This is a genomic window from Desulfonatronum thiodismutans, assembly GCF_000717475.1.
Classification (GTDB): domain Bacteria; phylum Desulfobacterota; class Desulfovibrionia; order Desulfovibrionales; family Desulfonatronaceae; genus Desulfonatronum; species Desulfonatronum thiodismutans.
The window spans coordinates 132,733-145,519 of record NZ_JPIK01000006.1 but is presented as its reverse complement, the minus strand read 5'-3'; the positions used below and the strand labels follow the sequence as shown (position 1 = coordinate 145,519).

The 12,787-nt window shown below is 60.2% G+C and carries 15 protein-coding genes and 1 tRNA gene; 14 read left to right on the top strand and 2 right to left on the bottom strand.

The features are described from left to right. Positions 1-232: 232 nt before the first annotated feature. The 7 genes from GY33_RS21220 to GY33_RS0106105 all read left to right on the top strand — a co-directional run bounded on the left by GY33_RS21220 (position 233) and on the right by GY33_RS0106105 (position 2,431). Positions 233-394, top strand: coding sequence for a ribbon-helix-helix protein (locus GY33_RS21220; RefSeq protein WP_153304580.1), 162 nt, complete (start codon positions 233-235; stop codon positions 392-394). A 69-nt stretch (positions 395-463) separates the two neighbouring features. Next, positions 464-793 carry a hypothetical protein gene (locus GY33_RS0106130; RefSeq protein WP_031386494.1) on the top strand — a complete coding sequence of 110 codons (330 nt, stop codon included), beginning with the start codon at positions 464-466 and terminating at the stop codon, positions 791-793. Continuing rightward, positions 790-1,107 (top strand): hypothetical protein, encoded by a 318-nt coding sequence (locus tag GY33_RS0106125; RefSeq protein WP_031386493.1) that lies wholly within the window; start codon positions 790-792, stop codon positions 1,105-1,107. Before GY33_RS0106130 ends, GY33_RS0106125 begins: the two co-directional genes overlap by 4 nt. Further along, complete coding sequence (locus GY33_RS0106120; protein ID WP_031386492.1) at positions 1,104-1,304, top strand: hypothetical protein; 201 nt, start codon at positions 1,104-1,106, stop codon at positions 1,302-1,304. The genes GY33_RS0106125 and GY33_RS0106120 overlap by 4 nt, the downstream gene beginning before the upstream one ends. Positions 1,305-1,319: 15 nt before the next feature. Beyond that, positions 1,320-1,544 carry a hypothetical protein gene (locus tag GY33_RS0106115; protein ID WP_031386491.1) on the top strand — a complete coding sequence of 75 codons (225 nt, stop codon included), beginning with the start codon at positions 1,320-1,322 and terminating at the stop codon, positions 1,542-1,544. Between the two features lie 240 nt (positions 1,545-1,784). Further along, positions 1,785-2,012 (top strand): hypothetical protein, encoded by a 228-nt coding sequence (locus tag GY33_RS0106110; RefSeq protein ID WP_031386490.1) that lies wholly within the window; start codon positions 1,785-1,787, stop codon positions 2,010-2,012. Continuing rightward, a complete protein-coding gene (locus tag GY33_RS0106105) occupies positions 2,012-2,431 on the top strand; it encodes a hypothetical protein (RefSeq protein WP_031386489.1) in 420 nt (139 codons plus the stop codon). The genes GY33_RS0106110 and GY33_RS0106105 overlap by 1 nt, the downstream gene beginning before the upstream one ends. A 1,192-nt stretch (positions 2,432-3,623) precedes the next feature. Here GY33_RS0106105 and GY33_RS0106100 read toward each other — a convergent pair. Continuing rightward, positions 3,624-3,700 (bottom strand) — tRNA-Arg (locus GY33_RS0106100). Between the two features lie 111 nt (positions 3,701-3,811). On the opposite strand from GY33_RS0106100, the gene GY33_RS0106095 reads away from it, so the two are divergent. The 6 genes from GY33_RS0106095 (at position 3,812) to GY33_RS0106070 (ending at position 9,911) form a co-directional block, all read left to right on the top strand. Then, positions 3,812-4,243 carry a (deoxy)nucleoside triphosphate pyrophosphohydrolase gene (locus tag GY33_RS0106095; RefSeq protein WP_235185480.1) on the top strand — a complete coding sequence of 144 codons (432 nt, stop codon included), beginning with the start codon at positions 3,812-3,814 and terminating at the stop codon, positions 4,241-4,243. A 42-nt stretch (positions 4,244-4,285) separates the two neighbouring features. Then, positions 4,286-5,491, top strand: coding sequence for a type II secretion system F family protein (locus GY33_RS0106090; RefSeq protein ID WP_031386487.1), 1,206 nt, complete (start codon positions 4,286-4,288; stop codon positions 5,489-5,491). A 65-nt stretch (positions 5,492-5,556) separates the two neighbouring features. Further along, positions 5,557-6,432, top strand: coding sequence for a methylenetetrahydrofolate reductase [NAD(P)H] (gene metF / locus GY33_RS0106085; protein ID WP_031386486.1), 876 nt, complete (start codon positions 5,557-5,559; stop codon positions 6,430-6,432). A gap of 45 nt (positions 6,433-6,477) precedes the next feature. After that, positions 6,478-7,503 (top strand): aspartate-semialdehyde dehydrogenase, encoded by a 1,026-nt coding sequence (locus tag GY33_RS0106080; RefSeq protein WP_031386485.1) that lies wholly within the window; start codon positions 6,478-6,480, stop codon positions 7,501-7,503. 86 nt (positions 7,504-7,589) lie between these two features. After that, positions 7,590-8,525: an aminotransferase class IV gene (locus GY33_RS0106075; RefSeq protein ID WP_407637376.1), complete on the top strand. Its 936-nt coding sequence runs from the start codon at positions 7,590-7,592 to the stop codon at positions 8,523-8,525. 57 nt (positions 8,526-8,582) lie between these two features. Beyond that, positions 8,583-9,911, top strand: a complete 1,329-nt coding sequence (locus GY33_RS0106070) for a 3-deoxy-D-manno-octulosonic acid transferase (RefSeq protein WP_031386483.1) — start codon at positions 8,583-8,585, stop codon at positions 9,909-9,911. Here the strand turns inward: GY33_RS0106070 and GY33_RS0106065 are convergent. Continuing rightward, complete coding sequence (locus tag GY33_RS0106065; RefSeq protein WP_031386482.1) at positions 9,883-10,929, bottom strand: glycosyltransferase family 9 protein; 1,047 nt, start codon at positions 10,927-10,929, stop codon at positions 9,883-9,885. The genes GY33_RS0106070 and GY33_RS0106065 overlap by 29 nt on opposite strands. Positions 10,930-10,977: 48 nt before the next feature. Between GY33_RS0106065 and GY33_RS0106060 the strand changes: the two genes are divergently transcribed. Then, positions 10,978-12,744: an ABC transporter ATP-binding protein gene (locus tag GY33_RS0106060; protein ID WP_035271441.1), complete on the top strand. Its 1,767-nt coding sequence runs from the start codon at positions 10,978-10,980 to the stop codon at positions 12,742-12,744. Positions 12,745-12,787 lie beyond the last annotated feature (43 nt).

The following is a 12,787-nucleotide window of genomic DNA, read 5'->3' as shown; positions in this document are numbered from 1 at the left end:
ATCGCTCGACCCTCCACCGAGCGGCATCCCCTGGTGAGCCGGGAGGGGCTTCGGCTCCTCCCGGTTTTTCAAACCGAAACCGCACACGGCAACACGCTTGATTCAATGACAAAAGCTTTTCAATGACCGCTTTCTTTCCGAGGAAGGCGGTTTTTTTTGCTTACCCGCTTGACATTAGATAAATCCATAATTACATAAAGCCAAATAGCGACACAAAGGGAGGTGGTGAAACATGGTCGATGCTCGCGGGCTGCGAACGATCTCAATCCGGCTGACGCCGGAGCAGCACAAACGCTTGAAAGTGCTGGCTGCGCAAAAGGAAACGACTATTCGGGATCTGGTGGTGGAATGGCTGGAGCGAGCGGAAAAAGAGCAGGCAGGTCAAGAGAAATAAAAAGCCCGGTCACATGACCTTGGCGGGAACCGTGACCGGGCATCCACAACCAACCAAAGGAGAATGGCCATGGAAAGCGCACAGTTAATTGAAAACGTTGGCCGTGACAATGGCGAGCATGAAGCAATCGTGAACCGACTTCACGCGGCCCTCGTGCCCCTGGAAAGCCTATGCGGCGTGATGCGACAGGAATCCGACGGGCATCTGCTTGACTTCGTAGTCGTCGTGGAGAAGCTGGTTTCAGCGGCATCAACGGATATGGAGGACATCGCCGACCAGATAGAGCACGAACATGGAGTTGGTACGTTGAAAACCGAGGACTCCAGTGAGCGCGTCAAACGACAGTTCCGGCGCTGGGCTCCCGCGAACCATTCAACCGGCCAGGAGGCGACGGCATGAGTGACGATTTCCGCACCTACGAAGACGGGCTTGTCGATTCCATCCATGAACATCTGCGAAACCTGGCCGACTTCCTTAATCACGCCGCTTGGTTACAGGCGAACGCACACCAAGACAATACGGTCATCAGGGCCGCTGTTGACCTTCTGAGGACTGCCACGGCCAAGATAGATAGCGATATGCGCGCACTTCAACAGCACATTGATATCCGCCTTCATCGGCGTTGCTACGACCCCGATTTTCCCGAGAAGAGAGGGGAACTGGTCTCGGTGGACATTGAGCACGTCCGGAAACCCGGCGAGGTGACGGCATGAGCATGGAAAACGAGCCGTTGGTCCGCAACTTCCGCGAAGTCGGACATGCACTGCTCTGGATGAGCGAGGCCATGGACGCAAGCTTTAACCACGGCCAGGGCTTTGACGAAGGCAGTCCAATCGGGCCTGCCCTGATCATGCGGCTGCTGGGCGAAGCGACGCTCCAACTCGATGAGCACCAGGATAACAACCCGTAGAGCAAGGAGGGGATCATGGTTTTCTATCTCAAGGCGACAAGTCCGCACCTTCAGATCGGCGAATATTTCGAAGCGGAAAATGCCTTCCGGGCCGTTGAAGTTATCCGGTCGCTGATGCACAAATTCGGTTTCCTGGTCCTGCTGGACCAGCAGGAGCCTACCCATTGCCGCGGTCGGATTTACAAGGACAGAGGCCTGGAGTTGCTACCGGTCGGTGAGGTCGCAGCAGTGGCAGTCTAACCCCTACCCTTGGCCGGAAAATGGCTGCTCCCAAAGCCGTCTTCATCGTCCAGGTGGAGGCGGCTTTTTTTGCGAGAACACGTTTTGCCCCTTGAGCTTGTGGTCTGACCAGCCGGGCGTGACAAATCAATCCGTTCAGAAAATTCCCAAGCCGTCTTGACATGGAGTGACTGGTTTGGACATGATACTTTTTCTGTCGGCATGTTTTTGATTGAAACATGAACAGACAATGGAGGACATATGCTCAGATCAAGAAAGAGCCTGATTGGCGGGCCGATAGAAATGGATCGCTTGGACGAGGATATTTTGACGCCTGAAGAGTTTTTGCGGCTGGACCAAAGCGAGCGGCGTGAAATTTTGAGGATGCGGCCCCTGGTCAAGAGGCTGGGGAAAGGCGGGCTGGATAGTCCTGATTTCGTGTCCATCCTGGTCAAGTGGAAAAACCCGAGATATGAAGCTCGCCTCTGATGGCAAAGATCAATAACCAGGTTGGAGTCAAAGCGCCCAACGCTGACCAAATTTCTCAATTCCTGGAGAATCAACGCCTGGAGATGGATTTGCGGGCACAAGAGTTGGCTCTCCAAAAGCAGCATGACAACCACGGCTTTGAGTTCAGCAAAAAGGCGCTTGACGCCCAGCTTACGGACAGAAACCAACAGCGCGAAAACGCCCTGCGATTGCAACGCAATGTTTATGTTCTGATAGGTGGGCTATCGATTTTGGCCGCCGCCGTCGTCGTAGCCGCACTTTGGATGGACAAGGAGAGCGTGGCCATTGAAATCATCAAAACAGTTGCCCTGCTGATTGCCGGAGGCGTCGGCGGATATGGAATCCGGGGCATCAAAGAGAGTCGCATGACCCAGGACCAAGCCCCACCCCAACCCTGAACAGCTTGTCCCGCGGAATATAGTTCCCGTCAGCCAACCCGGGCAAGCGTTGCAGTCCGAGACCTAGTCGTTCGACTGTGCGTTGCTATCAAGGCCGTCTGCCCCAGGGTGGACGGCCTTTTGCGTGATAAAGCCCACGGCCCCATGCCCCTACCAAGGCAAACAGCGGAAAAAGCCCGTGTCCGGGGCACAGTGACAAGCCAGGTGGCCCCCAGGCGAGCAGAGCCTTTCCGTGGAGGCGGCGGGCTGAGGGCTTAAAATCTCACAATGAGAAAATTGCGCGGGTGATTGCGGATAAGATCAATGAGGATGCAGCGCCGCAAGATCGGGTGAGCGAGAAGGCTTTAAGAGACAGGGTCCGCCGATCAGAGGGAGTTATTTGCACGAACCATGCAAATAAAACCGAACCCCAAGGAAGTGAGGAAAAAAGGCAGGGAAAGAGGAAGGATGAAACTTGCCAAGCAACAGAGGCAATCAGTTATGTGGTGGCTTTGCGTCCTGCCCTCCCCGGCGGTCGGGACAGGGTTCCGGGGCCTGCCTGGCTGGTTCGTGCCGGTCGTGGTGCCCGTGCCTTTGACGCCCATCCTTCCCAGGCTTGGGCCAGCCAGACCCCGGACCCGTGGCCACGGCCCCCACGGCGCACACCAGCAGGGGCGGACCCTGCCCCCGGCCATGGCCGTTTTCGTGATCCGCATCCCTCCACCTCTACACCCTCAAGGTCGGCTGCGCCCCTTTGGCCGGTCTCAGCCCAGACGGGCTTTCTGGCCCGCCCTCCCTGACATTGACGTGCTGCTTCGGGCCATGTCCGCCGCCCCTGCAAAGGTATCCCTCGACCATAGGCCCTCCCCCCGCCGCTCCCCCCTGGCCGCGGGCCTGCATGGCCGCCCAGGCTTCGGCGGTCCCCCTCAGTGTCCGGCAGACCGAAAACGGACGGCTCAAACGGTCCGTGGGTCCGGGCCACCACACACCGTTGACCCTTCCCCCACGGCTCAGCGGTTGCCGCCCGTTTTCGGCCTGCCTACCACGTCCGCCCAGCCCAGGTTATCTTCAGCCCCTATACATGCGGCCAAGCAACCCCGCGTCCATCGCCTTCCAGAACGTGCCAAGCCCGGCCCCCTGGTACCTATGCGGTACCCGCTACGTTTTGACACAAAAAACGGGCTAGGATGTGATCCTAACCCGTTGTTTTTCTTGGTGCGCCCGGAGAGATTCGAACTCCCGGCCTGCGGATTCGAAGTCCGACGCTCTATCCGGCTGAGCTACGGGCGCGTGGGAGTTGTTTAGGTGGTCTTGGTTGGGCCGTCAAGGGTTGCTCTAGATGGCAGTTTGGTGGCTGGGGTTGATCGTTCTGGTCAAATGCGGTCTTTTGGGCTAATCGTCATGGGTATCATGACGGCATGGAAGGAAGAGGCGGCGGGCCCCTTACGGGTCGTGGCTGGAATTATCTGGCGCGATGACCGATACTTGGCCGTGCGACGACCGGAAGGCAAGCATATGGCCGGTTATTGGGAGTTTCCCGGCGGCAAGATCGAAGCAGGTGAGACGCCGGAACAGGCTTTGACGCGGGAGCTGAGCGAAGAGTTGGGAATTAATATTACGGGTTCCCGCCCTTGGCGGGAGAGAATCCATCGGTACCCGGATTTGCATGTGCATGTTTTTTTTCACATGGTAAGCGCGTTTCAGGGGGAGCCCGCTCCCCGGGAAGGCCAAAGCATGACCTGGGTGACGCCGGCGGAAAACGCATTGCCGTTTTTGCCGGCCGACCTGGATGTCGTGGCGGAGTTGGCCGCGAAGTTCGGGCCGCGGAACTGACGGGATTACCCGGACCGCAGTGTACTGATCAGGAGCGCTGAAATGGCTATATTCCTGTACAAGGGCCGCAACAAGCTGGGCCGGAAGGTCAAGGGCGACTTCGACGCCCCGACCCTGGAGATGGCCGAAAACGCCCTGCGACGCAGGGGATTCACCCAACTCAAGGTCAAGCCCAAACCCAAGGATCTGCTCGAGGGGACCTTTCTCGAAGGCTCGATTACCGACCGGGACATGGTCGTTTTCAGCCGCCAGTTCTCCACCATGATCAACGCGGGAGTGCCCATCTTGCAGTCCTTGCAGATCATGTGCGAACAGACGGAAAATAAGCTCTTGCGGCGAGTGCTCTACACGGTGCGCAACGACATCGAAGGCGGAAGTTCCCTGTTCGACGCCATGCGCAAGCATCCCAAGGTCTTTACGGACCTCTACGCCAACATGGTCAACGCTGGCGAGGCCGGGGGGGTTTTGGACGTTATTTTGCTTCGTTTGGCTGATTACTTGGAAAAAGCAGCCAGACTCAAGGCCAAGGTCAAATCGGCCATGGTCTATCCGGCCGTGGTGGTCACCGTGGCCGTGGCCGTCATCGCCATCATTCTGATTTTCGTCATCCCGACCTTTGAAACCATGTTCGCGGATTTCGGCGCGGCCCTCCCGCTACCGACCCAGATCGTGATCAACATGAGCCGCTTCACCCAGGACAATATTCTGTACATATTCCTGGGGGCCGTGGCCTTTGCGATCATCTTCAAACGGCTGTATCGCCTCGAGCGGGTCAAGATCATGGTGGATTTCTGGATTTTGACCCTGCCCGTGTTCGGTCCGCTGCTGCGCAAGGTGGCCGTGGCCAGGTTCGGGCGCACCTTGAGCACCATGGTTTCCAGCGGCGTGCCCATCCTGGGGGCTCTGGACATCGTGGCCAGGACCTCCGGAAACAAAACCGTGGAACGCGGCGTTCTGGAAGCCAAGAAGAGCATCGCCGAAGGTCAGACCCTGGCCGATCCCCTGGAGGCCACCGGCGTCTTCCCGCCCATGGTCGTCCAGATGATCTCCATCGGGGAAACCACGGGGAACCTGGACCATATGCTGGCCAAGATCGCCGACTTTTACGACAACGAAGTGGATGTGGCCGTGGAAACATTGACCTCGCTGCTGGAGCCGATGATGATCGTTTTCCTGGGGGTCGTGGTGGGCGGACTGGTGGTGAGCATGTACCTGCCTATTTTTCAGATCGGCGAGACCATCATGTAGCTGTTGGTGGAGATGTCGAAATATTCTATGAATGATCACGTGCCGAAACAGACTGGAGTACAATCGTGAAAATCAAGGATTTGCTGGAACGACCGGAACGGTCAAAGATTTCCCTGGAGTTTTTCCCCCCCAAGGACCGGGCCTTGTGGCCGAAGTTTTTTGATACGGTTCAGCGGCTGCGAGGCCTGGACCCGCTGTTCGCCTCCGTGACCTACGGGGCCGGCGGAAGCACACAGGCCGCCACATTAGAGATCGTGACCACCTTGAAGCGGGATTTCGCCTTGGAACCCATGGCGCACCTGACCTGCGTCGGGGCCTCGGCCCAGATTTTACGATCGTTCCTGGACGATCTGGACCGGGCCGAGGTGGCCAACGTGATGGCTCTGCGCGGCGACCCGCCCCAGGGGGAGACCGCGTTCACTCCCTCTGACGACGGATTCCAACACGCCTCGGACCTGGTCCGCTTCATCGCCGCCGAATATCCGGACATGGGCGTCGGCGTGGCCGGATACCCGGAAGGACATCCCGAGGCCGTCGGCCTGAAAGAGGACCTGGATTTCCTGAAAATGAAGCTGGAACTGGGCGGAGACTTCGCCGTGACCCAATTGTTCTTCGACAACGACATCTACTGGAAGTTCGTCCAGCGAACGCGTGAAGCCGGGATCACCAAGCCCATTCTGCCGGGGATCATGCCCATTTTCAGCTTGAAGTTCATTCAGCGGATCACCTCCATGTGCGGTGCGACCCTGCCTGCCGCCTTCCTGCGGGATCTGGAGCAGGCGGACGCCCGAGGCGGAGACGCGGCGGTTCAGGAAGTCGGCATGGCCCATGCCGCGGCCCAGATCCAGGACCTCCTGGACAACGGCGCACCGGGAGTCCATTTGTACACCATGAACCGGTCGGACGGATGCCTGCGGATCATGGAGCAGGTCCGCCGCTGACAAGGTGTTGATCGCGTTAAAATACAAATTAGGGAGTAACGACATATGCATGCCAAGCAATTGCGAGTCGGCGTGGTGGGCGCCACCGGAGCGGTGGGCAGGGAAATGCTCAAGACGCTGGAACAGCGGGAATTCCCGGCGACCAGTGTTCGAGCCTTGGCTTCCTCCCGGTCCGCTGGCCAGGAAATCCCGTTCAAGGGCGGCCAATTGATCGTGGAGGAACTTGACGAAAACTCCTTTCACGAACTGGACCTGGCCCTCTTTTCCGCCGGAGGGGGCACGTCGGAAAAATTTGCGCCCATCGCCGTCCGGTCCGGGTGCGTGGTGGTGGACAATTCCAGCGCCTGGCGAATGGATCCGGAGGTTCCTCTTGTCGTTCCGGAGGTGAATCCGGATGATTTGGCCAAGCACAAGGGCATCATCGCCAATCCCAACTGCTCGACCATCCAGATGGTCGTGGTGCTCAAGCCTCTGCATGAGGTGGGCAAAATCAAGCGGGTGGTGGTCTCCACCTACCAGGCCGTTTCCGGAACCGGCCAAAAGGCCATCAAGGAGATGGAGACCCAGGTTCGCCAGATGTTCAACATGCAGGAACCCGAGGCCGAGGTCTATCCGTACCAGATCGCCTTCAACTGCCTCCCGCACATCGACGTCTTCCTGGACAACGACTACACCAAGGAAGAAATGAAGATGGTCCTGGAGACCCAAAAGATCATGGGCGACGAGACCATCCGGCTGACCGCCACCACGGTCCGGGTGCCGGTGTTCTACGGCCACAGCGAGTCCGTGAACGTGGAGACCGAGAAGAAAATCACCCCGGCCGAGGCCCGGGTGATCCTGGCCCAAGCCCCGGGAGTGCAGGTCTTGGACAATCCCAGGGAGAAAATCTATCCCATGCCCATCCACGCCGCCGGAGAGGACCTGACCTTTGTCGGCCGCATCCGCGAGGACGAGTCCATCGCCAACGGACTGAACCTGTGGATCGTGGCGGACAATCTGCGCAAGGGCGCGGCCCTGAACGCCGTGCAGATAGCGGAGGTGCTGGTGGAACGGGATTTGATCAGGATCTAGCTGACCAGTTCTCGTTTTTTCGCGGCCCGATTCTCGGGCCGCATGACATTGTATGGGACGAATTCGGAGTAGTGATGATGCTTACCGTGGTTAACGATTCAGACGCCTATCTTGAGCGGCTGCTCCAGGCCCCCAGGCCGGGGATCGGTGAAGTCATGGCCTTTTACGACCACCGGGTCGGCGTGATCGGCACGGACCCGCGGCTGATGGTGCTGCCCCTGGACGACCACATGGTCCACCGGGGAGACGGGGTTTTTGAAACCATGAAATTCGTGGAGCGCAAGCTCTATCAGCTCGAACCGCACATGGACCGGCTGATGTTTTCGGCCCGGTCGATTTTTCTGGAGCCGCCCTGTCCCTGGGAGGACCTGAAGACCATGATCGTGGACGTGGCCCGGGCAGCCAACGCGGACCAGGGCATGGTACGCATCCTTCTGGGGCGCGGTCCCGGAGGATTCGGCATTGATCCACGGGAATGCCCCAAAGCCGGTTTGTACATCGTGGCCTACGCCCTGCATCCGCGGCCCGAGTCCGCCTATGAAAAAGGCGTCACGGCCTCACGCTGCTCCATGCCCGCCAAGCGCGGTTTGATGGCCAAGATCAAGAGCGTCAACTATCTGCCCAACGTGCTGATGAAGCGCGAAGCCGTGCAATCGGGCTGCGACTATTCCCTGTGCTTTGACGACGACGGTTTTCTGGCCGAAGGGGCCGTGGAAAACGTCTGTCTCGTGGACGCCCAGGGACGTCTGGTGGTTCCGGAATTGAACAACGCCTTGACCGGAACCACCCTGATGCGCGCCCTGGACGCGGTCAAAGGCGAAATGCCGGTGGTCTTCCGCCAAGTCACCGAGGACGACGTCTACCTGGCGCGGGAGGTGATCCTCCTGGGCACGACCATCGACGCCCTGAGCGTGGTCCGCTTCAACAAGAAGCCCATTCACGACGTGCGACCGGGGCCGGTGAGCAAAAAGATGCGCCGGTTTCTGATCCAGGATCTCCGAGAGAGCGGCATTGCCCTGTAACCAAGCCTTATCCGGCAATCCTCTCTCCAAGCCGAATTGGTTGCGTTGAAGCGACGCATGCTCCTGCTCTATCGCCTGCTTTTTCCCGTCGCCCTGCTGGCGGCCCTGCCGTTCTACCTGCCGCGCATGCTGCGTCGAGGCGGCTATGCCCGGCACTTCGGCCAGCGCCTGGGCTTGGTTCCGAACCTCCCGGCCCGGCCCGCCGAAGCCCGCCGAGTATGGATCCATGCCGTCAGCGTCGGAGAGTTGCAGGCATTGGGGCCGTTGCTGGAATTGCTGCGCCAAGAGCATCCATCGACCCAGATCGTGATGACCACCACCACCAGCACGGGGTATGCTTTGGCTGAGAGCAAGTACGGCCAGCAACTTGCCCACCTGGGCTATTTTCCGGTGGACTTCTGGCCCATCAGCCGACGGGTCTGGAATCGGCTTCAACCGGACCTGTGCCTGCTGATGGAAGGGGAAATCTGGCCGGAGCACCTGCACCAAGCCCGACTTCGCGGCGTCCCCACGGTGTTGATCAACGCCCGGGTCTCGGAGCGATCCTTCCGTCGCTGGCAGACCCTGCCGCGCCCTTTGCGCGAACCCTTCGCCATGCTGTCCCTGGTCGTGGCCGCTTCGGAAGAGGATGGACGGCGGTTTGCGTGCCTGGGAATCGCGACGGATCGCATCGTGACCAGCGGCAACCTCAAGTTGGATATTGCCCCGGACCCGATCCTGGATTCCATGGAATTGGAACGGTTGCGCGCGGATTTGGGCCTGAAGGCATGGGGGGAGCGTACGGATGGTGAAGATGCCCCGCGCCCTTTGGTATTGGCTGGAGCCTCCACCTGGCCGGGCGAAGAAAAAATGCTCCTCCGGGTGGCCCGCAAGCTCTCGGACCACGGCTTGCCGTGCAAGCTGCTGCTGATCCCCCGTCATGCCGAGCGGCGGGGCGAGCTGCGGGATTTGTTGACCAGGGAGGCCGTTGACGCGCACTTCCGGTCCACCGGGCCCGCCGAACGGCCGGTGGCCGTGGCCGTGGCCGACACCACCGGGGAGATGGTTCGTTTGCTCCAGGCCGCGGACGTAGTTTTCGTGGGAAAAAGCATGGACCCGCACAAGGGCGGCCAGAATCCCATCGAGGCCGCGGCCCTGGGCAAACCCGTGCTGTTCGGGCCGAACATGCAGAATTTTCGGGCCGTGGTCGATTCCCTGCTCGCGGCAAAGGCCGGCCAAGTCGTACGGGATGAAACGGAATTGTTCGACGCGGCAAAGGCGCTGTTACGCGATCAGGCCGAACGAAGGGCCATGGGCCAAGCGGCCCGGAGCTGGCACCAGGCCGGGAAAGGGGCTGCGAGGCGGACCGTGGACGCCATCAGCCGTTTTCTGGAGCCACGTCGCTGAGCTGTATCCGAACGGCTTCCAACACCGCCTCGGGCAGGAGCAGACGCATGTCGCCGTCGGGGGCGCGCAGGACGCGATTGCGGCGGTCGTCTCCGGGATACGGCCGGTACTTGGCCGGGTCCGTGGGGCCGAACAGGGCCAGGGTGGGCACGCCCATGGCCGCGGCCAGATGCAGCGGCCCGCTGTCGTTGCCGACCACCAGACGGGCCTGGGCGATGAGGGTGGGCAACTCGGCAAGGGCGGTTTGCCCGGTCATGTTCAGGAAACGCGGGGTGAGCGAGTTCGAAAGGCCCGCGAAGCCGGAGGGGTCCGCTAGGGCATGGGCTCCGGCCCAGGCCGCGGAAACGTCGGGCTTGGCGTCGAGCAGCAGCTTGGTCAGTGTTGCATAGCCCGGCCAATTTTTTTCAGGCCGACTGCTTTCGGGGAACAGCAAAATCGGCTTGGATTTCGTGCTCGCCGGGACGGGCTCCAGCCGACCGGGACACTCTGGTTGGTGATTATCGTGGCACGGGTCGTTTTTGATTTTGAACGGACGCTCTGGCGGTTGGAAAGGCAGCCGGGCGGCGATGGCCCTGGGCAAGCCCAAAAGAGGTAGAAATTCGGCCAGAATGGCCACAGCGTGGGCGTCACTGCCGACGGTTGGCAATGGCGTGCGCCGGTGGTAAGCGATTCCCGCTCCCTCCCGTGCGTCGCTCCGACCGACGACCATGTCGGCCCGGGCCGCCAAAGCGATCAGTCCGCTGCGGGCAAGACCCTGCATGTCCAAAACATGGGAATAACGCCGCTTGCGCACCGCGCGGATCAAGCGCAGGAATCCCGTGAGTCCTCCATGGCGTTGGAAGAGCAGGACGTCGTCCACCACCGGACAAGCCGCCACCAACGGAGCGAAAACGTCCCGGCAAACCCAGTCGATTCGGGCCCCCGGAAATCCGGCCTTGATCATTTGGGCGACGAGCAGCCCGTGAACGATGTCCCCGAGAGACGAGGGTTTGATGATCAGAACCGTGGGAGAATGCATGACAATGATTTGTGCCGATGGAATATTTGCAGGGAGTAACGCGTCACGATGCGAGTAAAGCAAAACGAAGGATTGTTCAAACGTTTTTTGCCCTATTTCGCCTTGCTGGGGGCGGTACGGCTGCAATTCGCGGCGGCCATTTTTTTCGGGGTGATTTTCGGCGTGGCCAGCGGCTTCGGCCTGCCCTTCATGGCCGACCGCGTCTTTCCGGTCATTTTCGGTCCGGAACCGCCGTCCACGGCCGTGCTGCTGACGGTGACCGCGTTTATTCCGGTCGTCTTCCTCATCCGCGCCGCCAGTGGGTTCCTGAACGTCTACCTGATCCACTACTGTGGCGGGAAGGTGCTGGAAGCGTTGCGGGTGCGGGTTTTCAGCAAGCTGCAGGAACTGCCGCTGGCCTTTTATCAAAAGAACAAAAGCGGCGACCTCCTGGCCCGGGTGGTCAACGACACCGGACAGTTGCAGGCGGTGGTGACCAATGTGGCCAACGACCTGATCAAGCAGCCCTTGACCTTTGTCGGGGCCCTGGGCGCGGTGGTCTACCTGTCCATGAAGCAGCAGGACTTGCTCTTCGTGCTGCTGGCCTTGCTGCTGGTCCCGGTCTGCATCCTGCCCATCCGGATCATCGGCAAGAAACTGCTTCACCGGGCGCATCGGTTTTTGGCCCAGACCGCGGACCTGACCACCATCCTGAACGAAAACCTCACGGCAACCAAGGAAGTTCGGGCCTTCGGCCTGGAAAAACGGGAAATCCGCAAATTCGAGCAGGCCGCTCAAGGTCTGTTTCACTGGGCCATGAAAGTGGTCAAGTACTCGCATATCCTTTCCCCGACCATTGAAGTCGTGGCCGCCGTCGGGGTGGCTGGGGCCGTGTTTTACGCGGCGTCCAGGGGAGTCAGTCTGGAGACGATCCTCCCCTTGATTTTCGCGCTGTACATGGCTTACGAACCGGTCAAGAAGCTGGGGCGGATCCATAATGAAATCCGCAAGGGCGAAGCCTCCCTGGAGCGCCTGGAGTATATTCTGAACACCGAGGACACGGTCCCTGATCCCGAAATCCCTCAGAGCATGTCACTGGGCCAGGTCCGCGGGGAGATCCGTTTCGAGAGGGTCTTTTTCGCCTATGAGCAGGGCATCCCGGTGCTCCAGGACGTCAACGCGATCATTTCCCCCGGCGAGGTGGTGGCCCTGGTGGGACCCAGCGGGGCGGGCAAGACCACCTTCGCGAACCTGATTCCTCGGTTCTACGATGTTTCCGCGGGCGCGATCCGCGTCGACGGCCTAGATGTGCGCGACGTGCGCAAGGACGATCTGCGCCGGGCCATGGCCATCGTGCCCCAGGACCCGGTGCTGTTCAACGACACGGTGCGCTCCAACATTCTCGCCGGAAACCAGGACGCCCCGCCAGAGGCCGTGGAATACGCCGCGCAACGGGCGTTTGCCCACGAGTTCATCCAGGAACTGCCCCACGGATATGAAACCGTGGTCGGGGAAAAGGGCATGCGCCTTTCCGGCGGCCAAAAGCAGCGCCTGGCTCTGGCCCGGGCCTTCCTGCGCAACGCCCCGATCCTGATCCTGGACGAGGCCACCTCGGCCCTGGACGCCACCAGCGAGGAAATGATCCAGCAGGCCCTGGCCGGCCTGATCCAGGACAAGACCGTACTGATCATCGCCCACCGCTTCAGCACCATCCGACTGGCATCACGAATCTTCCTGTTCGAAAACGGCCGGATCAAGGCCACCGGCGACCACGAAAAACTCTACATCACCTCCAACGTCTACAAAAAGCTCTATGATCAGCAGTATATGGCCTAGGCGATGTATGCTTGAAATTTCCCATCCCTAAATCCGCGAATTC

Bases quoted from the DNA above. Each gene is read 5' to 3' on its own strand.
- GY33_RS0106130 (WP_031386494.1), top strand. From the start codon at position 464: ATGGAAAGCGCACAGTTAATTGAAAACGTTGGCCGTGACAATGGCGAG.
- GY33_RS0106080 (WP_031386485.1), top strand. From the start codon at position 6,478: ATGCATGCCAAGCAATTGCGAGTCGGCGTGGTGGGCGCCACCGGAGCG.
- GY33_RS0106095 (WP_235185480.1), top strand. From the start codon at position 3,812: ATGGGTATCATGACGGCATGGAAGGAAGAGGCGGCGGGCCCCTTACGG.
- GY33_RS0106120 (WP_031386492.1), top strand. From the start codon at position 1,104: ATGAGCATGGAAAACGAGCCGTTGGTCCGCAACTTCCGCGAAGTCGGA.
- GY33_RS0106060 (WP_035271441.1), top strand. From the start codon at position 10,978: ATGCGAGTAAAGCAAAACGAAGGATTGTTCAAACGTTTTTTGCCCTAT.
- GY33_RS0106115 (WP_031386491.1), top strand. From the start codon at position 1,320: ATGGTTTTCTATCTCAAGGCGACAAGTCCGCACCTTCAGATCGGCGAA.
- GY33_RS0106110 (WP_031386490.1), top strand. From the start codon at position 1,785: ATGCTCAGATCAAGAAAGAGCCTGATTGGCGGGCCGATAGAAATGGAT.
- GY33_RS0106090 (WP_031386487.1), top strand. From the start codon at position 4,286: ATGGCTATATTCCTGTACAAGGGCCGCAACAAGCTGGGCCGGAAGGTC.
- GY33_RS21220 (WP_153304580.1), top strand. From the start codon at position 233: ATGGTCGATGCTCGCGGGCTGCGAACGATCTCAATCCGGCTGACGCCG.
- GY33_RS0106125 (WP_031386493.1), top strand. From the start codon at position 790: ATGAGTGACGATTTCCGCACCTACGAAGACGGGCTTGTCGATTCCATC.
- GY33_RS0106065 (WP_031386482.1), bottom strand. From the start codon at position 10,929: ATGCATTCTCCCACGGTTCTGATCATCAAACCCTCGTCTCTCGGGGAC.
- GY33_RS0106105 (WP_031386489.1), top strand. From the start codon at position 2,012: ATGGCAAAGATCAATAACCAGGTTGGAGTCAAAGCGCCCAACGCTGAC.
- GY33_RS0106070 (WP_031386483.1), top strand. From the start codon at position 8,583: ATGCTCCTGCTCTATCGCCTGCTTTTTCCCGTCGCCCTGCTGGCGGCC.